Origin of the sequence: Desulfovibrio sp. JC010 (genome assembly GCF_010470675.1) — a bacterium.
Classification (GTDB): Bacteria; Desulfobacterota; Desulfovibrionia; order Desulfovibrionales; family Desulfovibrionaceae; genus Maridesulfovibrio.
Window position 1 is genome coordinate 161,790 of the sequence record NZ_VOIQ01000004.1, and the last position, 18,957, is coordinate 180,746.

Sequence of the window (18,957 nt, forward strand, 5' to 3'; positions counted from 1 at the left end):
GGGTCACAAGAACGTGTTGACTATGGAGCCCGTCAGGAGCGACCACCCGTCAACCATGATAAACAGTAAAATTTTAAACGGCAACGAAACCATTGCCGGGGGCAACATCATCATACCCATAGCCAGCAGAATACTGGCGATAACCATGTCGAGAATCAAAAACGGAACATAGATCAGAAACCCGATGGTGAATCCGGTCTTCAGCTCACTGATGGTGTAGGCCGCAATGAGGAGCATGGTATTGACATCCTCTTTGGTTTCCGGCCTCTTCTCCCCGGTAATGGAATAAAATATGGAAAGGTCTTTCTCACGGGTATGTTTGAATAAAAAGGTCCTGATGGGAACCTGCGCCTTGTCAATTGCCTCGCTGAAACCGATTTCCTCGTTCAGATAAGGCTGCAGGGCCGTATCATTAATGGCTTTTCCGGTAGGCATCATGATGACCACAGTCATAAAAATGGCCAGTGAGGCCAGAATCTGGTTGGGCGGCATCTGCTGCGTACCCATGGCCTGACGCAAAAAGTGGAAGACAATGATGATCCTGGTAAAGGACGTCATAGTCAGCATGATGGACGGTGCCATGCCGAGAATAGTCAGCAGGAAAAGTATTTCCAGCAGCTTGGCAACCTGCTCCGGCTCTTCCTGCCCGGCGGCAAGGTTGAGTGTCAGGGTGGGTACGGTCTCCTGTGCAAAGGCAGCTGCCGGAATGACCAGCAGAAGGATTGCGCTAAGAGTCAGAAGTGCCGGAATGTTCTTTTTCAAGATACCCGGCAAAGTCGGAATCAGTCTTTGCATTTCCTTCATCCCCTGCATGGAGCATTGTTATTTTATCGTGGGTAACGCCGACCACCAATTCTTTGTCGCGGTAGCGGATTACTGTAATATTCTGGCGCGGACCCAGCGCAAGCCGATCCACAATTTCCAGTGTACCTTTTCGTGCTCCGGGAAAGGCACCGCCGATATTGAGACGGCGCATGAAATAATAGGCCAGCAGCAGCATAGCCAGAATAAAAAAAAGTGCTCCCGACATTTTGAGCACAGACCCCAGCCCCGTTTCCGGAACCATAAGCGCAGTGGCAGTTGCGTTAGGCAAGATGCTTCACCCGCTCGATGGGGCTGATGATATCAGTCAGCCTGATACCGAATTTTTCGTTAATTACAACAGCTTCGCCACGGGCGACCAGTTTGCCGTTAACATAAATTTCAAGAGGTTCCCCGGCCAGCTTGGTCAACTCGACCACTGATCCGGTTCCCAGTTGCAGGAGCTCGTTGATGAGCATCCTTGCCCGGCCCAGTTCAGCGGAAACATCCAGCGGAATATCAAGGATAAAGTCAAGATCGCGTCTTGAACCGTCATGGCGCGGGTTCTTGGCTTCATTGGTCATATCCTTGAAGTCGGCATCGCGGGTCTGGGTACGCAGGAATTCCTGTTCCTTTTCCTTGCGGATATCATCCCCGGTATCCTCGGCCAGTGCGGCGGCCCATTCGTCGGCCAAAGCAGCATCTCCGCCGCCTCCACCGCCATCGAGGTCCATATCTCCGCCGCCTTCGTCGCCCTGTTCACCAAGGGCGGCAGCCCATTCATTGGCAAGGGCGTCTTCGTCAGCAGGGGCATCGTCATCCTGCTCAGCCAGTGCGGCGGCCCATTCATCGGCCAAAGCTTCATCATTGCCGTCACCGGGATCAGCCCCCAGAGGATCAGCACCGTCGGAATCGTCAGTAAGGGCGTCCGCCCATTCCTGCGCGAGTTTATCCTGATCAAGATCATCTGACATCATTACAGCCTACCTCCGGATTAATATTGGTCATCCTTAAACAGTTTCGGTGACATAAATTCGACACACCATCATGTGGTTAAGCAAAAACCGTGCTACTGGATAACCATATCCGTAAAATATACTTGTAAAACTTTTGATCCGCCCAGAATCTGGTTCAAGCGATCAACAATTTCCTTTTTCAGGAGAATCTTGCTCTCCATGGTGGAAAGCTCCTGATATGTCTTGCTCGAAAGCAGCAGGATAAGTGTATCCTTGACCATGGGCTCCTTCTTGGAGAGTTCGGCCACGGCCTCTTCACTGACAACTTCCACGTCAATACCGAGCTTAAGATATCTGCGGCCCAGCGGATCAGCAAGGTTGACTACAAAAGTAGGCAGGGTAACGGTAAAACCGTCACCGGGCAGTGTTCCGGGGTCTTCCCCTTCGGCTGCCTGCTCTTGCTGAGGTTCTTCAACAGCATCCTCAGGCTGGGCGGCGAAAAATTTCTGGTATGCGAAAAATCCGCCACCGCCAAGTGCAGCCAGCAGCACGAGAAGGATAATCCACTTCAGCATTCCGCCTTTCTTTTTCGGTTCTCCACTTTCGTCAGCCATGATGCATCCTTTTAAGCTTTATATTTCGGACTGGCAGCAGCCCTGAACTAATACCCACCCATTGGTGGAGTCGTCTTGATCAAAATTTCAACCCGTCTGTTCTGGGCCCGCCCTTCCGGTGTTGTATTGCTGTACATGGGAAAGGTGGGACCGCAGGCGGAAACCGTCAACCGATCATTCATTATGCCCTGCTCCACAAAATATGTCAGCACGGACATGGCCCGCTCCCCGGATAACTGAAAATTGGACTGGCTCATGCCGCCCACATCATCCGTATACCCGGCAATATTCACATCGGCGGAACCAAGGTAATCAAGTACCGGAACAAATTGGTAAAGCAGGATTTTCGCCCTTTCGTCAAGTTCCGACTTGCCCAAAGGGAACAATAGCTTGTCCGTAAGCACAAGGGCAACCCCCTCGGGCTTGGCCAGAACTTTCAGGTTTTCATCCAGCGTGGCCCGGTCCATATCCGGGGGCAGAACATCGTCCGGGAAAAGCAGATCCTTGATGCGGTCCTGTTTTTCCAGCACTTCCCAAGGGCGTTCAAGGAACTCACTGACCAGTTTGACCTTGGCTGTGACCCGGCCGGAACCGCGCTTATCAAGAAATCCCAATTCAGCCGGCATGATGGTTACCCGGGTGATAAAACTCTGGTCCATCGATGCCATACTTAGCAAGAGCACGAAAAAAGTCAAAAGCAGGGTCACCAGATCAGAGAATGTGACCAGCCAGCCCCCGCCCGGATCCGGCGGCTTTTTTACTTTATCGCGCCCCATGGATCACCCTTACTGCCTTTTAACGGGTTTCTCGGCATCACCGATGGGAAAGACAAAATCATCAAATTTGAATTTATCATCTTCCTTGCGCGGAGGCTGGTATTCCTTGATTTCCTTGGAAACAGCAGCACTGCGGGTATCAAGCACAAGATCCACCCTGCGGTTCATCTTACGTCCCTCAGGAGTGGAGTTGGGATGCCGGGGCCGAAATTTTCCAAAAGCCTCCATCTTGAGCATATCCGGATTCATGCCGTTTCGGATCAGGTAATTATAAACAGCAAGAGACCTGTTTAAAGAAAGCTTCCATGAAATATCAGGGGTCAGTTCGCGGTCTTCCACCCGGTAATCTTCACCAAGTTCATCACGCAGGATGGAAGTATGCCCGGCTACCAGAACCGGATGCTGTACCCGTTTGAGCACAGGAAGAACGGTATCGAGAATGCGCGCGCCTTCAATGGAAACACTGGTGCTGTCAGGAGTGAAAAGGACATCGGCACCAATGGAAAGAATCTGCACGAACCTGTTGGATTCAAAACGCAAATCCTCTTCAGCAAATTCCCAGAGCAACGGTTTGATGGGTTCAAGCCCTTCCTGAAGCTCCATGGGACCGACCTGAACAGTCTTACGGGAAGAAGTATCGGAAAGCACGTCATAACCCTTGGATCCGAACCCGAAAGTACCGATGATGGAACCGAGCACAACCAGCTTACGGCGTTCGTCAACAACCGACATACTCACCAGCAGCACAAAAAAGGTGAGCATCAGGGTCATCAGGTCACTGAAAGTAATCAGCCATAAGGGCTGTCCTTCCGGCTCTGGCGGCTTCTTCTTTCTACCCATCTGTACCCCAAAGAAAATTTTGTTGCGCTTCGCGCTTTTTTTAAGAATGGTCGGATTTTGCCTCCGGCGGCCCTGCCGGGGGCCTTAAACCCTTTTTGTAAAAAGGGTTTAAGAATCCCAAAAACTTTTATTTAGCTTCGCTGCTTTTTTTATAACTCGTTCCGAATATGCGAACTAATCAGAAATCTTACGCATTTTCGGAGGCAGGAAGCTGTTCAGCTTCTCCTCGATAATCTTGGGGTTCTCACCTTTGGAGATGGAAATGATGCCTTCCATGACCATTTCCCGGAGCAGGATTTCCTCCTTGCTGCGGGTTTTGAGCTTACCGGACATGGGCGTGAAAACAAGGTTCGCAAAAATCGCGCCGTACAGGGTGGTCAGCAGCGCAACCGCCATTGCCGGGCCGATTGTACTGGGGTCACTCATGGTCTGCAGCATCTGCACCAGCCCGATAACCGTACCGATCATGCCCATAGCGGGAGCGAAGTCAGCGAAAATTTTCAGGATTTCAGCCCCGGTTTCATGCCTGTTCTCAAGGTACTGAATCTCGGTTTCCAGAATCTCCTGAATAACCTGCGGCTCAAGTCCGTCAACTGTCAGCTGCAACCCTTTGCGCAGGAAGTCGTCTTCAATGGATTTCAGGGCAGGCTCAAGGGAGAGGATACCTTCGCGGCGGGCACGGTTGGCGAAATCCATGAATTTGTCGATGATATCGGAGGGGGATTCAAGGCTGGAAAAAAAGGTCTTCTTAATAACCCCGACAACCCCCAGCACGTGGCCCATGGGATAGTTAACCAGCGAAGCTCCGATGGTTCCGCCGATAACAATGAGTACGGACGGAACAGAAATGAAAATACCCAGCGGACTTCCGACCAGAATAGCCGCAAGAACAAGCCCGAATGAAAGCACTATCCCAATAACTGTACCCAGATCCATAAAAATCCGCCTGTGGGTTGTTTAAGTTCTAATACCCCGGTCTGGTCCCGAAAATTCTGGTCCCGACCCTGATCATGGTCGATCCTTCCTCAATGGCCACCCGGAAATCCCCGGTCATGCCCATGGAAAGTTCCGGCAGCTTGATTCCGAAGAGCTTTTCCATACCTTCGGAAAGCATACGCAGCCTGGCGAAATAAGGCCTTGCCCCTTCAGGATCACCGAAAAAGGGCGGTAAACACATCAGTCCGGTCAACTTAAGGTTGCCGTACCCCAGAACCTCTTCAACCAAGGCCGGGAGTGTTTCTTCAGTAACCCCGCACTTCTGTTCCTCACAAGCGGTATTCACCTGAATGAGGATATTCTGGGTCACATTCAGGCTTTCCGCCTTTTTATTCAGCAGCCCGGCCAGCTTGGAAGAATCCACACTGTGCACGGCACTAAATTTTCCGGCAACCTGCTTGGCCTTTTTCGACTGCAGCCCGCCGATAAAATGCCACTCTATATCCAGCCCGGACAGCTCTTCCTGCTTGGTAAGGGCCTCCTGCACATAGGATTCCCCGAAGCAGCGGTGTCCCGCCTTGTACAAAATCTCGATATCAGAAGCTGCGTGAAGTTTGGAGACCGCCATAACAGTCACTTCTTCGGGTTTGCGACCGGCCCGCAGGCAGGCTGCTGCTACATCTTCCTTAACCTCTGAGATATTTTCAATAAGTTCTTTTTCCCTGTTACTCATCTTCAAACTGCCGTTTCATGCAGCGGCATACAGTAAAATTCGGTTGATTATATAAATTTCTTTAATAAAAAGAAAACAAAAGGACAAGATTTCACTAAATCGACTACTCGCCGAGTCCCAGTGAACGCAAAAAGCCCACATCCTCGGTCCAGCCCTCACGGACTTTCACCCAGAGCTCGAGCATAACTTTCATCTCCAGCATATCTTCCAGTTCACGCCGGGCCTGAGATCCGATTTTCTTCAAATTCTGCCCGCCCTTACCGATGATCATACCTTTGTGGTTCTTCTTGGTGGTGTAGATTATGGCCCCGATGTTGACCAGATTACGTTCCGGTTCTTCGGTCCAGAATTCAATCTCCACCGCTGTGGAATAAGGAAGCTCCTGCTGCAGGCTCATAAAAAGCTTCTCACGCACGGTTTCCGCAGCCATAAAACGCATGGGCACGGTGGAAACCTGATCTTCCGGGAACATAGGCGGCCCTTCAGGCAGGGTTTCCACAACCTTTTCCAGCAGCACATCCGCTCCTTCGCCTTTCAGCGCAGAGACAGGAATGAACTCAGCTTCGGGCCAGAGTTCCTGTGCTTTTTCCATAACCGGAAGCAGCTTGGCCTTGTCCTTAACCTTATCGACCTTGTTCACGGCCACGAAAAGCTTTTTGCGGGACTGGTTCACAGGTTTCACAACCGGGGCCAGTTCCTTTTCCATCAGATGAGGCTTGGCGGCGTAAAGGGCGGCGTCAAAAAGCACCACAATGGCATCGGCATTGCCCAGAGCTTCCCATGCAGAATCGAGCAGGAAGCGGTTCATCTTGCCGCGCATGCGGTGGATACCGGGAGTATCCAGAAAAACAACCTGTGAATTCTCATCGCTCAGGATACCGCTGATGCGGTTACGGGTGGTCTGGGGTTTGGGTGAAACAATGGCCACCTTCTGACCCAGATAATGGTTCATGAGAGTGGATTTACCTGCGTTGGGCGGGCCGATCAGAGCGACCCAGCCGAATTTATATTCTTCTGACATCTTATTTCCTTATTATGATGCGCTCTCGCGCTTTTATTTTGAAGATGCCTCCGGCGGCTCTCCGAGGGCTTAAACCCTTTTTGAAAAAAGGGTTTAAGAATCCCAAAAACTTTTAACAAGCTTTTGCTACCAGCTTTTTGGATTCATCCGCTGAACGCCAAAGGCAAAATACACGAAAAACCTTCACTAGGCCAATTTCAAAAATCGTCGTCCTTGAAACGTCCTGATTAGACGCTAAAAACCCTCCCCAATACGAATCGGGAAGGGTTTAATTGATCTAGTATTTATCAATAAATTTTCTAGAAAAACTCTAGTTTCACGTGAAACCAAATACTTACCATAGACTCAGCTCCGGAGAAGCCGAAATAAAAGTTTTTGGGGTTCTTAGCCCTTTTTTCAAAAAGGGCTAAGCCGCCGGAGGCGAAATCTTTTCATCAAAAAGCGCGAAAGCGCATCAAATTATTCTTCGCCTTCACCCTGAACATAACCGCACCCTTTTTCCGGGCAGGCGATGTGCTCGCCCTTGGCGCGGGTGGTCTTTTTGACCAGCACGGGATGTCCACATTTGGGGCAGGGGCCGTCAATGGGCGGATACCAGACCGCATAATCGCAATCCGGGTACTGGTCGCAGGAATAAAAAAGCTTACCGCGACGGGAGCTTTTTTCCACCAGCTCGCCCTTGCAGTCTTCGCGGGGACATTTGACCCCGGTGGAGAAAGGTTTGGCATGCTTGCAGTCCGGGTAGTTGGAGCAGGCAATGAAACGGCTCCCGGTACGGGCATGTTTGATGACCAGATCACCGTCCTTACAGTCGGGACACTTACCCACAATCTGGGCACTGGGTGTTTCCACGACCTTGACCTTGCCGTCATCATCGCGCTCGAAATTCTTGATGTTGCGGCAATCGGGGTATCCGGTGCAACCGAGGAATTCTCCGCGGCTGGAACGCTTGATAGCCATGGCACTGCCACATTTCTCACAAGTAACTCCGGTGTCTTCCGGCGGTTCTTCTTCGAGAACTACGATCTTACCTTTGTCGTCACGGGTGAAGTTAACGATACTTTTGCACTCGGGATAATTGGAGCAGCCGAGGAACTCCCCGGTACGCCCGAACTTGATAACCATGGGCGAACCGCATTTTTCGCAGGTTATCCCGGTATCCTCACCGCCGCGCTTCATTTCCTTGGACGCTGTTTCAAGGGTGGGATAAAATCCGTCCGCGAAATTTTTCATGAGCTTGGTCCACTCGATCTTGCCGTCGGCAACATCATCAAGCTGCTTTTCCATGGCAGCGGTGAACCCTACGTCCATAAGTTCCTTGAAGTGCTCGGAAAGCTGGTCACTGACCACAAAACCGAGCTCTGTGGGGATAAATTTCTTTTCCTCCAGATTCACGTAACCGCGATCCTGAATAGTGGAAATAATGGATGCGTAAGTGGACGGCCGGCCGATGCCCTTTTCTTCCAACTCGCGCACAAGGGAAGCTTCGGAGTAACGGGCCGGGGGCTGGGTAAACTTCTGTTCGCTGTCGATCTTGCCGACCTTGAGCACTTCGCTCTTATCAAGCTTGGGCAGCTCAATGAGCTTTTCATCACCGGTCTTTCCGGTAACGCGCATGAAACCGGGGAAAAGCAGTCTTTCACCTTTGGACCGCCAGATGGTGTTCTTGGCCTGAATGGTGACCACGGTATCCCAGAAACGGGCCGGAGCCATCTGGGAAGCGATGAAACGGTTCCAGATCAGCTTGTAGACCTTGAACTGGTCCGCAGGCAGGAACGGCTTCACGTCTTCAGGCATGATTGAAGCGTCAACCGGGCGGATCGCTTCGTGAGCATCCTGTGCCCCGCCTTTGGATTTGTAGACCCGTGGCTTGGCCGGATAAAAATCTTTGCCGTATTTGTCCAGAATGACCTTTTTGGCGGTATCGCGCGCTTCGTTGGCAATACGCACGGAGTCGGTACGCATATAGGTAATGAGCGCGGTGGTACCCTTGTCGCCAAGCTCAACACCTTCGTACAGACGCTGGGCAAGGGTCATGGTCCTCTTTGCAGAGTAGCCGAGCCTGCGGTTGGCATCCTGCTGCAGGGTGGAAGTAATGTAAGGCGGCAGCGGATTACGCTTGCGTTCCTTCTCTGTGAGATCAGTGATCTCAAAAGGCACACCCTTTACATTATTCTGCAGGGCTTCAGCTTCTTCAGCGGAACCGATCTCGGCCTTTTTGCCGTCCACTTTCCAGAGGTCGGCCACAAAAGGCGGCGGATTCTTGCCTTCCACATGGGCTTTGAACAGCCAGTATTCTTCCGGGATAAATGCCCGGCGTGCTTTTTCACGCTCCACTACGAGCTTGAGAGCAACAGATTGTACACGCCCTGCGGAAATGCCCCTTTTCACCTTTTTCCAAAGGATGGGAGAAATTTTGTAACCCACCAGACGGTCCAGAATACGGCGGGCCTGCTGGGAGTCGAAAAGCTGTTCATTGAGCGGCTTGGGGTGTTCGAGGGCTTCTTTAACGGCCCGGGCGGTAATTTCGTTGAACTGGATACGGCTGACGTTCTCGTTCACTTCCTTGATAATGGCCGCCACGTGCCAGCCGATAGCCTCCCCTTCGCGGTCGGGGTCAGGTGCGAGGAAGACATGGTCGGCTTTAGCCGCTGCCTTCTTCAGCTTGTTGACCACATCCTCTTTACCGGGAATGATCTGGTACTGGGGAGTGAAATCACCATCTTCTTCGACTCCGAGCTTGTTCTTGGGCAGGTCGCGTACGTGACCTACGGACGCAGCAACCTGATAGTTCCTGCCAAGAAACTTACTGATAGTCTTCACCTTTGCCGGGGACTCAACAACAATCAAATCTTTGCTCATAGTTTGCAGCCTATAACCATCTAGTTGACACTATGCAACTATAAAAAACGACCATCCGGGGCAATTCTTCCTCTCCGAACGGTAAATCCATTTCCTTAAAATTATTTTTAACCAACCAGAAAATCAGGAAGAAATACAAAGTTTCAACGCTGATAATTTTTTCTGTAAAATTTTTGTGTCAGCACCGTCTCGGGCGGCCAATTCAAGTTCCTTGGCCCGGTCGGTAACTTCCGGCAGCCCGAAAGTGCGCGCCGATCCGGCCACGGCATGGGCATTTTTATAAAGCTTTTCGAGACTGGAATCAGAACCTGTACTTTCATATTCAGAAAGAAATCCTTCCAGCTCCTCAACTCGACCACCCAATGCGTCAGCATATCTTTTATTAAGCTCTGCCAGTTTTTCGTCAAGTGTTGCCATTGTCACCTCCACCGCACAATTATACATAAACCGGGGCGAAGCCCTATTAAAAAAGTTTGGGATTCTTAAACCCTTTTCAAAGGGTTTAATGCCCCCGGCAGGGTCGCCGAAGGCATTAAAAAAGCCCGCGTGAAGCGGGCTTTTGTTCTTTTATTTTTTAGAGCTGTTCATCAGCATCATCCCTGCTCCCTGTATAATCAGGAAGATAATCAGAAAGTGGATGAACATATCTTTCTGGATCGCGCCCCAGATGATGTACACAGATCCGCAACCTGCCAGCAGCGGGCAGAGAATACGGCTCAAAGGTCCGAGGTCGGTGAAAGTCTTCATCACCCAGATGTAGATGGAGATGTAGATCACGTACAGGAACGCGATGGGCAGTTCGGAAACATCCATGAACTGGCCCCACCAGCCGTGGAAGTTGCCGTACCAGACAACCAGCCAGAAGCAGGACAGGAAATATCCGATAATTGCGGACCAGCTGGTGCTGTTGGTAACCGGGTTAACCTGCTTGAAAAGGTCGGCACGGGGACCGAGGTTACGGGAGGCAATGGAGAACATGCCGCGCGCAGAACCCATGATCAGGCCGTTCAGGGTACCGAGGCAGGAAATGATAACAAACACGGTCAGCAGGGTGCCGCCCACGTTGCCGAAGATCATCTCGATGACGCGAACAGGTGCGGCGTCGCCTTCAGCCAGAACCTGATCGTTGGTCAGTACGCCGGAAATACCCAGATAGTAGAGCATGTAGATGGTCATAACCGCGATGGTACCGACAACCAGTGCGCGGGGCAGAGTCTTTTTGGCGTCTTTCAGCTCGGCGTTGATGACGGTGGCGATGATCCAGCCTTCGTAAGCAAAGGCGGTGGAAAGGGTTGCCACGGCCAGTCCGCCGCCGGATCCGGCAATTTCCTGAGCGACCTGAGTGAAATTCTGCATGGTCTGACCGCTGGTCAAACCTGCAATACCGCCGACAATGGCAACGAGACCAAGCGGAATAAGCTTGATCACAGTGGAGGAAACCTGCCACTTACCGGCCAGAACCGGAGAATAATAGTTGAGCAGGAAAAATCCGGTCAGATATACGAAAGACAGAGGCCAGAGTATATCCTTCGCTCCCAGAAGCCCGACGGAGTAGTTGGCGGAAACCCAGGCCAGAACAGCAACCAGAGTCGGGTAGTAAATAAAGGTCATGAACCAGCCGACCATGTACCCGGCCTTTTCGCCGTAAGCTTCTTCGAAATAGTCTACCAGACCGTTGACCTTCTCGATGCGGGTCGCGATCTTGGAAAAAACATATGCGGTAACAACCATAATGGAGCCACCGATCAGCCATGCGAGCAACGCAGTAGGCAGGTCACCGCCCGCAGCCTTGAGCACGTCATCGGCCTTAAAGAACACCCCGGAACCGATTACAATACCCACAACCATGGCGGTCGCAGTCCAGAAACCGTATTTCTTTTGTAAATTATCCATAATAAACAATCACCCCTTTTACACAATCATCCTTCCAACCTTCCCTCTGCCCAGCATCTGAAAAATAAAGCATGGGAAGCAAACCATCCGCAAACAACAATGACCATGAAATAAAAACTGCGCTATCCCTGCTGGAGATGTATTAAAACACAGGCAGACAATAATCACGATCAGGCACAAACAGAGTTACTTGCGCGGATAACAGGGTTCTGTCCAGAATTTTTTTCACGTTTTTGCAAAAAAATAGACATAAAATTACGAAAACCAAAAAGCATTTGTGTGAATATACAAAAATTTCCCACTGATGCAGTACATTACCCAAACTGATAAAATCGGCATTGACAAATAATTCGGAAAGTGCAAATTGGACCGAGTTATTAACTTTTAAAGGAGATTTTATGTTTACCAATGTGAGAAGGGTGTTCCTGTTCTAGGAGTGCACTTTAAGGACATTAAAAATTTAGAAATAGTTTCTATTCTAAGCTTAAATTCTAAGCCTCAGGCTTAATTCTACACGTCTTTTCTGTCATTCCACTCCCGCAGGACAGGTGCGCCCAGTGCCTGAATTGTTATTACCCTGATTATTAATTTGCAGCTGCTTTAGCTGGATATCTGGTTTGTGTTTGTTCACAGCAAGGGAAGCCCATTACCTTGTGTTCAGACTAAAAATCAGAATAATCCCTTAAAATACAGCTCATTATACAGGTAAATGCATTTATGCATTTGCAGGAGTAGAGTCATGTCCAGACAACAAAAAACCGTCCACATGGATACCAGACCGTTCATTTGCGAACATTGCGGCCTTACAGTGCCGTCTCCGCTCAGCGGAACCCAGAACCGAAACCATTGTAGCCATTGTTTGCACAGCAAGCATATGGACATGAAAATCGGAGACCGGAGATCCGGCTGCCGGGGCATTATGGAACCCATCGGGTTGTGGATTAAAGAAAACAGGGAGTGTGCAGTTATTCATCGCTGCCGCAAATGCGGCTTCATCCGCACCAACCGCATTGCAGGCGACGACAATGAGGTAGTGCTCTTTACATTGGCGGCACGCCTCATCACTCAATTACCCTTCCCGGCGAATATCGCTCTGGAAAGAATTGAACGTCAGCAGATGGGCGGTGAAATATAATGGATATCAATAAATTAGGCTGGAGTACCTTTTTTGAAGACCAGTTTCAGCCCTATAAAGAACAGGGTCTGAGTGCCGGGCGTGTTTTAAAAGAACTGCGCGGCCAATACACTTTATACAGCGCAGAAGGCAGCATAACTGGCGATGTCTCCGGACATTTCCATTTTACAGCCATGGACCGTTCGGACTACCCCACCGTGGGTGACTGGGTGGCTTTCCGGCAATGCGCTGATTATGCCCAGATTGAACACGTACTGGAACGTTCAAGCGCATTCTCGCGCAACAGTTCCGGGAACGAAGACAGTCAGCAGGTGGTAGCCGCCAATATAGACTACCTGTGCATAGTCTGCGGACTGGACGGAGGCCGGAATTTCAACCTCCGCTCCATTGAACGCTACATCGCCATGGCTGTTGAGGGCGGTGCCCGTCCGGTCATCGTGCTGAATAAGGCAGACCTCTGTGATGACCGCGAAATCGCCATGCTGCAGGCCCAAAGTGTAGCAGGCAACATTCCCGTTCACATGGTCAGTGCTGTAACCGAAGAAGGGGTGGAAGAGTTTTCAATGAGCTTTGAAAAAGGTTCCACCGTTGCTTTTTGCGGCCAGTCCGGTGTGGGGAAATCATCGCTGATCAACTCCCTGCTGGGCATGGACACCCTGAGAACAGCAGGGTTGCGCGAAAGCGACCTGCGCGGCAGGCACACCACCACGCATAAGGAATTGTTCTTCCTAAAAAGTGGTGCCATGGTTATCGACACCCCCGGCATGCGCGAACTCCAGCTCTGGGGCAGCCGCAAAAGTCTGGATGATACCTATGGTGAAATCCGCGAAGCAGCCAAACACTGCCGTTTTCGGGATTGCACCCATCAGAATGAACCCGGATGCGCCGTGCGAGAACTGCTTATTGACGGTTCATTGGAAACAGAACGGTATGAGAACTATTCTGATATGCGCGCCGAGCTTTCCTTCATTGAAAGCAAGGTAGACGATAAAAAACGTCAGGCCAGAAAAGCAAAAGATAAGCAGCTATCCAAGTTGATCCGCAGGACTGTTAAAAACAAAAGAAAATAAACCAACTTAAACTAATAGGGATTCCAAAGGGGCTTAGCTCCTTTGGTCCCGCTGAAGGTGCCCGCCGGGAGGCTCCCCGAAGGGCTGCCGGAGGCAAATATCAAAATCAGCCCCGCAGGGCTTTTCTCTTTTCCCGCCACTCCATAAATCCCATGAACAAATCCCATTCTACCGGGATAATGAACAAAGTCAGAAAAGTAGCGGTACAAAGCCCGGTCACAAATGTAGAAGCCATGGCTCCCCAGACCAGAGAGTAGGAAGGAAACCCTACAGCCATGGGCAAGAGTCCCAGCGTAGTGGTCAGGGTGGTTAAGAGGATGGGACGCAGACGGATGCGGACCCCCTCACGCATGGCGGTTTTGCGGTCCATGCCTGATTTATAAAGTTTGTTCATAAAATCCAGCAACACAAGGGAATCATTGACCACAACCCCGGTGACACCCACAGTGGCGATAAAGCTGTTTACCGTGAAGATGGTCTGAGAAAAAAAGGTCCCCAGAATTACCCCGGTTATGGAAAAAACCACAGCCGAGAGAATAATCACCGGCTGCCCATAGGACTGAAACTGAGTGGCCAGAATCAGGTAAATAATCAGGATGGCGGTCATGAAGGCATAGACCAGCGAGGTATACGACTTGCGGGTGGATTCATATTCCCCGGAAAAGTTCACCGTAGCACCGGGATATTCATTACGCACAGACTCATAAAACTCACTGACCATACTCACTGCCGCAGGTGATGAAAGCCTTGAACCGGGCTTGATATTGGCGGTGATGGTCACCGCCCGCTGGCTCATGAAACGGTTGAACTGACCCGGTTCCATATAGATGGAGACATCGCAGATATCTCCGATACGCACCGGGCTTTGATTATGCTCCAACACGGGTACGGAAAGAGCGTCCTCCGGATTATTAAGGTATTGCGGGTCGATCTTCAGACGCAAATCCACATCCTCGTCGGAGAGCCTGAATTCACCCACAAAGCGACCATCCAGAACCGAACCTGACAAATTCGCAACCTGTTTCGGGGTCAATCCGTATTCCGCGACCCGTTCATTAATGGGGTTGAACCTGAAAATGCGGTTAGGCGTACCGTCATCTGTAGCAAGGTTGATCAGATGAGGGCCGAGTTCATCATTATTCTTGATGAATTTCATGATCGCCGCAGTAAGTCCCTTAACAGAACCGTGATCGGCACCCAGTACCCTGATATTTATATCTTTACCTGCGGGAGGCCCGTCTTTTTCCGGCCGGATCCGGAAAGTCCAGCCCGGTTCTGCGTATTTTTCCAGCTCCTTACGCATGAACTCAAGATGCGCACCCGGATCATTTTCCGGGGCATCTGCAAAGACCTGCTTATCCTTGGCCGGAAGCTCCACCACAATATTACCGAGGTTGGAGCCATGGACCATCTCGTAATCCTCATTCTGGTAAAATCCGGCAAAAGCGGTGGCGGACTTGGCCATGCCCGGTCCCATCTTTTCCACAAAAACAGAGATACGTTTCAATTTGTCTGAAGTAAGCTCAATGGGCGTAGCCACCGGGCCTTCTAATTCTATGTAATATAGGGAATAGTCATCCGGGAAAAATTTAATTTTGATCAGCGGCAGCTTCCCGGAAATGGACACCCCAAGGATAAACAAAGCCGAAATAAAAGCCCCGAACACAACTGCCAGTGAAATAACCCTGAACCGGGTTACTACGGAAAGCAACTTATCGGTCCAACGGCGCAAAGGACGCATGAAAGCGGGTTCGCGGGTATACTTTTCCCGGTTCTTCATCAGCCCTTTGGCTCCGGGCCAATCCAGAAAATGCGAAGGCAGGATAATAAGACACTCAATCAGCGAGGCAATAAGCGCAAAGGTTACCGCCTTGGGCACCTGCGCGAAAAATTCTCCGGTGGACCCGGTCATGATCAGCATGGGCAAAAATGCAGCCACAGTGGTCGCTGTGGCCGAAACTACGGGCAGAAAAACCTCGGAAGCACCGTCTATCACTGCTTCCTTCAGTTCTTTACCTTCCTGTACATGGCGGAAAATATTTTCCACCACCACAATGGCGTCATCCACGATGATCCCGCTGACCAGCACAAAAGAAAAAAGTGTGATCTGGTTCAATGAATTCCCGGTCAGCTTCATGATGACCATGGTCACCAGAAAAGCAAAAGGCACCCCGATGGTGGTCAGCATGGCGTTCCTGAAACCCATGACCAGATAGATAACCACAAAGACAAGCACAATCCCCACCAACAGGTTCATGCCCAGTGTATTAATGGCATCCTCGATGTGCAGCCGCTGGTCGTTGGTCAGGACCAGTTCAACACCTTCCTTTTCCAGTGCGGACCTGAAATTATCAGCTATTTTCTCCACATCCTCGGCAATGGTCACCGCATTACCATCCAATGATTTCACAACCTTGAGGGTAACAGCATTACGGCCGTTAATGGAAGTGATCACCTGCGGATCACGGTAGGAAACCCGTGCGTCGCTGAGTACATCGCCCACGGTAACGAAGGACCCGTCGCCATCCATGCGCACGATGGTTTCCGCGATTTCCTCCCGGGTGCGGAACCTTTCATCCACAACGATCACATACTCGCCGCCCGCAGCTGAAAAATCCCCCGCAGGGATGGAAATATTAGCATCTGCCAGGGCACGGGCCACATCATCAAAAGTCAGTTTGAAACGCACGAGCTTGTGCGGATCAAGATTTACATGGAATTCACGGGTATACTCCCCCTCAACCTCCACTTCATTCACACCCGGAACATTACGCAGCTGCACTTTCATCTCATCAGCCATCATGGACAGAGCCCGGTTGGCGCGGTCGCCCACGAGGCAGACCCTGATTACCGGGAGCCATTCACTGACATTGATTTCCATGAAGGTGGGCGGGTCCATTTCCCGCGGCAGGTCATTCTGAATGGACAGGACCCGAAAGCGCAGTTCGTCATACCCGTGGGCATAATCGGTATCATCGAGGAATTTAACCATGATGCTGGACCGTTCCCGAAAGGACCTTGAACGGATATATTCTACGTTTTCAAGGTCATCCAGCGCGTCCTCAATTTTCTTGGTCACCAGTGCTTCCACGTCGGCAGGCGATGCGCCGGGCAAAAAGCCGGAGATAACAACCTTGCCCATGTGAACGTTGGGATAACGCTCAACAGGAAGATCAGCCATGCTGAAGACTCCAACAATCATCAACAAGATGAAAATAATGTTGATGAAAACCGTCTGCTTAAGAGTAAAACGCATTAAATTTTTCATATTGGTGATGCCTCCGGCGGCTGGGGAAGGGGAGAGAAAACTTTGCTAACGCCCAAAGCTTTTCTCTCCCCTTCCCCAGACCCCATCCCCTCTCTTTCAAAGAAGTTTTTGTTAAGCTTCGCTTGTAGCGAGCTAAATAAGTTCTTCGAATAAAGAAATGGCGAAGCCTTAATAAAAGTTTTTGGGATTCTTAAACCCTTTTTGCAAAAAGGGTTTAAGGCCCCCGGCAGGGCCGCCGGAGGCTATGGTTTAATCAAAAATTCTTCGCCTGCTTTGACTGCCCGTGATGAAACGCGAACTCGTCCATCATCTGTATCACCCAAAACTAAAACCTTTACCCTCACGCCATCGGGGCGGACGATGAAAGTATCATCATAGGCTTTGAGCAGTGCTGATTTGGGGACCACAACCGCTCCGCCGGGATCAGGCATTTTAATATCCAATTCGGTTCGCAAGCCGCCCCGAAATTCAAATTTGCCCTTGCTGATCTCAAAATCCACTGCAACCTTGCGCGTCTCGGGATCAAAGTCAGGGGAAATACGCTCAAGACCGGCAGGAACTTCAATGTTCAGGTCAGGAAGTTTTAGAGTGATGCTGCCATTTGCTTTGCGGACTTTTTTGAGTTCTGGAATGGTTAATGCGTAAGGGACCAGCAGGGTTTTGAAATTGCCCAGTTCAGCTACTTTTTCGCCCTTGTTAACCCATTCTCCCGGTTCTATATAACGCTTGATTACCCGCCAGCCTTCCGGTCCGCGCAGGGTGTATCGACGCAGATGTTCGCGGTCCACGTTTAGCTTGAGCTGGGTGGAACGCAAGGATGCTTCAGCGGATTCAAAATTTCGGATATGCAGGTCCAACTCGGACTGAGCTGCGGTGTTCTTCTTGACCAGCTTTATATAACGCTTGGCTTCCTTGTCATAGTAGGTAAGGTCTGAGCGCAGCCGCTTGAGATCCGCCTGCAACTGGGCGATTTCGAGCTTGATGAAGGTAGGATCAAGCTCGGCAAACTTCCCGCTGCTGCCGATAGTATCCCCCACATCGGAATAAACCCTGGTGCATACTGCGGATTCTTCACTGACCAGAGTCATGGCCACCCGCGGCCGGGTGAACCCGGTCAAAGAAATTACCCTTGAAGCCTGCTCAGCTTTAAAGGTCTTGCCACTTGCAGCAATTCCATCCGGAAGCAGCTGACACATCAAAACGGCTTGGATTAAAAGCAGAAATACAACTGCCCTGCCGATCAGCATTGTTTTAGCTTTCATCATCCTTCCCCTGTCTGACCCGCTCTTTCTGCGGAATAGTGATAAAATCAAGAACCTGATCAAATACGGTATCCATATCAATTTCCGGCAAGCTGTTCTGCAATTTTCCAGTGGAAACAAGGCAGGCCAAACCATGTACGGAAGACCACAGTGAAGCCACGGCAATATCCACCTGAACATCGCCCAGCACACCGGTCTCAATGCACTGGCGCACCGTCTCCTTGAAATTCATAAAATTACGGTGCGGTTTTCCGATCCACTTTTCAGGATCACAAAAAGAAGGAGCCCTTCTATTAAAAAGCAGCTCATAATATTCCGGTTCAGCGCAGGCAAAATCCAGATAAATTCTCCCCCCCTCACGCAACCGGAGAAAAGGATCTTCAATATCCGTAAGATGTGATTGCATGCCCCCAAATTTCTCCATGCCCTCCTGCTTAAGGGTGAGCAGGAGCTCTTCCTTGTTCTTGAAATACCTGTACAACGCAGCCGGGCTGTAATTGATTTTGGCTGCGATTTTGCGCATGGAGACATTATCAAAACCATCCTTGACGAACAGCTCTCTGGCCGCGTCAAGAATCCTTGTCTTCATCCGTTTATGTTCTTCTTCTCTTCTGTTTATAACTGACATAAACCGGATCTAGCAAACACCGTTTACTTTGTAAACAGTGTTCACAAAAAGTTCACAATCCAAATTATCCACTTCTACTATATACAAAATAAAAGGTCGGCCATGCATTTTTTAGCAAATGCAAATGACCGACCTCTTTCCCAAAAACCTAAAATATATTCT

The 18,957-nt window shown here is 50.4% G+C and carries 17 protein-coding genes; 2 read left to right on the forward strand and 15 right to left on the reverse strand.

Annotated features, from left to right (window positions below; genetic code table 11):
- Positions 1–3: 3 nt before the first annotated feature.
- From fliP to FMR86_RS06190, 12 genes are all read right to left on the reverse strand, one after another.
- Entirely contained in the window at positions 4–795 is a 792-nt protein-coding gene (gene fliP / locus FMR86_RS06135; RefSeq protein WP_163350210.1) for a flagellar type III secretion system pore protein FliP, read from the reverse strand.
- Positions 728–1,093, reverse strand: a complete 366-nt coding sequence (gene fliO / locus FMR86_RS06140) for a flagellar biosynthetic protein FliO (protein ID WP_163350211.1) — start codon at positions 1,091–1,093, stop codon at positions 728–730. Before fliO ends, fliP begins: the two co-directional genes overlap by 68 nt.
- Positions 1,086–1,778 carry a flagellar motor switch protein FliN gene (gene fliN, locus FMR86_RS06145; protein ID WP_163350212.1) on the reverse strand — a complete coding sequence of 231 codons (693 nt, stop codon included), beginning with the start codon at positions 1,776–1,778 and terminating at the stop codon, positions 1,086–1,088. Before fliN ends, fliO begins: the two co-directional genes overlap by 8 nt.
- Positions 1,779–1,870: 92 nt before the next feature.
- The gene (gene fliL, locus FMR86_RS06150) at positions 1,871–2,371 is read right to left on the reverse strand and encodes a flagellar basal body-associated protein FliL (protein WP_163350213.1); all 501 of its coding nucleotides are present in this window, start codon (positions 2,369–2,371) and stop codon (positions 1,871–1,873) included.
- A 47-nt stretch (positions 2,372–2,418) separates the two neighbouring features.
- Complete coding sequence (locus FMR86_RS06155) at positions 2,419–3,147, reverse strand: OmpA family protein (protein WP_163350214.1); 729 nt, start codon at positions 3,145–3,147, stop codon at positions 2,419–2,421.
- Between the two features lie 9 nt (positions 3,148–3,156).
- Positions 3,157–3,987, reverse strand: a complete 831-nt coding sequence (locus FMR86_RS06160) for a flagellar motor protein MotB (protein WP_163350215.1) — start codon at positions 3,985–3,987, stop codon at positions 3,157–3,159.
- A gap of 174 nt (positions 3,988–4,161) precedes the next feature.
- Positions 4,162–4,923: a motility protein A gene (locus tag FMR86_RS06165; protein ID WP_163350216.1), complete on the reverse strand. Its 762-nt coding sequence runs from the start codon at positions 4,921–4,923 to the stop codon at positions 4,162–4,164.
- A 28-nt stretch (positions 4,924–4,951) separates the two neighbouring features.
- Positions 4,952–5,656 (reverse strand): YggS family pyridoxal phosphate-dependent enzyme, encoded by a 705-nt coding sequence (locus tag FMR86_RS06170; protein WP_163350217.1) that lies wholly within the window; start codon positions 5,654–5,656, stop codon positions 4,952–4,954.
- A gap of 103 nt (positions 5,657–5,759) precedes the next feature.
- Positions 5,760–6,677 carry a GTPase Era gene (era, locus tag FMR86_RS06175; RefSeq protein WP_163350218.1) on the reverse strand — a complete coding sequence of 306 codons (918 nt, stop codon included), beginning with the start codon at positions 6,675–6,677 and terminating at the stop codon, positions 5,760–5,762.
- A 459-nt stretch (positions 6,678–7,136) separates the two neighbouring features.
- A complete protein-coding gene (topA, locus tag FMR86_RS06180; RefSeq protein WP_163350219.1) occupies positions 7,137–9,539 on the reverse strand; it encodes a type I DNA topoisomerase in 2,403 nt (800 codons plus the stop codon).
- A gap of 123 nt (positions 9,540–9,662) precedes the next feature.
- Complete coding sequence (locus tag FMR86_RS06185) at positions 9,663–9,956, reverse strand: Hpt domain-containing protein (RefSeq protein ID WP_163350220.1); 294 nt, start codon at positions 9,954–9,956, stop codon at positions 9,663–9,665.
- Positions 9,957–10,106: 150 nt separating this feature from the next.
- Entirely contained in the window at positions 10,107–11,432 is a 1,326-nt protein-coding gene (locus FMR86_RS06190) for an APC family permease (protein WP_163350221.1), read from the reverse strand.
- 739 nt (positions 11,433–12,171) lie between these two features.
- On the opposite strand from FMR86_RS06190, the gene FMR86_RS06195 reads away from it, so the two are divergent.
- Together FMR86_RS06195 and rsgA are read left to right on the forward strand one after the other, a co-directional pair.
- Positions 12,172–12,567 carry an RNHCP domain-containing protein gene (locus FMR86_RS06195; protein WP_163350222.1) on the forward strand — a complete coding sequence of 132 codons (396 nt, stop codon included), beginning with the start codon at positions 12,172–12,174 and terminating at the stop codon, positions 12,565–12,567.
- Positions 12,567–13,637, forward strand: a complete 1,071-nt coding sequence (rsgA, locus tag FMR86_RS06200; RefSeq protein WP_163350223.1) for a ribosome small subunit-dependent GTPase A — start codon at positions 12,567–12,569, stop codon at positions 13,635–13,637. The genes FMR86_RS06195 and rsgA overlap by 1 nt, the downstream gene beginning before the upstream one ends.
- Before the next feature lie 106 nt (positions 13,638–13,743).
- Here the strand turns inward: rsgA and FMR86_RS06205 are convergent, their stop codons facing one another.
- From FMR86_RS06205 to FMR86_RS06215, 3 genes are all read right to left on the reverse strand, one after another.
- The gene (locus tag FMR86_RS06205) at positions 13,744–16,905 is read right to left on the reverse strand and encodes an efflux RND transporter permease subunit (RefSeq protein ID WP_163350224.1); all 3,162 of its coding nucleotides are present in this window, start codon (positions 16,903–16,905) and stop codon (positions 13,744–13,746) included.
- A gap of 242 nt (positions 16,906–17,147) precedes the next feature.
- A complete protein-coding gene (locus FMR86_RS06210) occupies positions 17,148–18,167 on the reverse strand; it encodes an efflux RND transporter periplasmic adaptor subunit (protein ID WP_163350225.1) in 1,020 nt (339 codons plus the stop codon).
- The gene (locus tag FMR86_RS06215; protein ID WP_239057160.1) at positions 18,157–18,756 is read right to left on the reverse strand and encodes a TetR/AcrR family transcriptional regulator; all 600 of its coding nucleotides are present in this window, start codon (positions 18,754–18,756) and stop codon (positions 18,157–18,159) included. Before FMR86_RS06215 ends, FMR86_RS06210 begins: the two co-directional genes overlap by 11 nt.
- Positions 18,757–18,957 lie beyond the last annotated feature (201 nt).

Excerpts from the sequence above, each read along its gene's own strand:
- fliP (WP_163350210.1), bottom strand. The coding sequence starts at position 795 with ATGCAAAGACTGATTCCGACTTTGCCGGGTATCTTGAAAAAGAACATT.
- fliN (WP_163350212.1), bottom strand. The coding sequence starts at position 1,778 with ATGATGTCAGATGATCTTGATCAGGATAAACTCGCGCAGGAATGGGCG.
- fliL (WP_163350213.1), bottom strand. The coding sequence starts at position 2,371 with ATGGCTGACGAAAGTGGAGAACCGAAAAAGAAAGGCGGAATGCTGAAG.
- FMR86_RS06155 (WP_163350214.1), bottom strand. The coding sequence starts at position 3,147 with ATGGGGCGCGATAAAGTAAAAAAGCCGCCGGATCCGGGCGGGGGCTGG.
- FMR86_RS06160 (WP_163350215.1), bottom strand. The coding sequence starts at position 3,987 with ATGGGTAGAAAGAAGAAGCCGCCAGAGCCGGAAGGACAGCCCTTATGG.
- FMR86_RS06165 (WP_163350216.1), bottom strand. The coding sequence starts at position 4,923 with ATGGATCTGGGTACAGTTATTGGGATAGTGCTTTCATTCGGGCTTGTT.
- FMR86_RS06170 (WP_163350217.1), bottom strand. The coding sequence starts at position 5,656 with ATGAGTAACAGGGAAAAAGAACTTATTGAAAATATCTCAGAGGTTAAG.
- era (WP_163350218.1), bottom strand. The coding sequence starts at position 6,677 with ATGTCAGAAGAATATAAATTCGGCTGGGTCGCTCTGATCGGCCCGCCC.
- topA (WP_163350219.1), bottom strand. The coding sequence starts at position 9,539 with ATGAGCAAAGATTTGATTGTTGTTGAGTCCCCGGCAAAGGTGAAGACT.
- FMR86_RS06185 (WP_163350220.1), bottom strand. The coding sequence starts at position 9,956 with ATGGCAACACTTGACGAAAAACTGGCAGAGCTTAATAAAAGATATGCT.
- FMR86_RS06190 (WP_163350221.1), bottom strand. The coding sequence starts at position 11,432 with ATGGATAATTTACAAAAGAAATACGGTTTCTGGACTGCGACCGCCATG.
- FMR86_RS06195 (WP_163350222.1), top strand. The coding sequence starts at position 12,172 with ATGTCCAGACAACAAAAAACCGTCCACATGGATACCAGACCGTTCATT.
- rsgA (WP_163350223.1), top strand. The coding sequence starts at position 12,567 with ATGGATATCAATAAATTAGGCTGGAGTACCTTTTTTGAAGACCAGTTT.
- FMR86_RS06205 (WP_163350224.1), bottom strand. The coding sequence starts at position 16,905 with ATGAAAAATTTAATGCGTTTTACTCTTAAGCAGACGGTTTTCATCAAC.
- FMR86_RS06210 (WP_163350225.1), bottom strand. The coding sequence starts at position 18,167 with ATGAAAGCTAAAACAATGCTGATCGGCAGGGCAGTTGTATTTCTGCTT.
- FMR86_RS06215 (WP_239057160.1), bottom strand. The coding sequence starts at position 18,756 with ATGAAGACAAGGATTCTTGACGCGGCCAGAGAGCTGTTCGTCAAGGAT.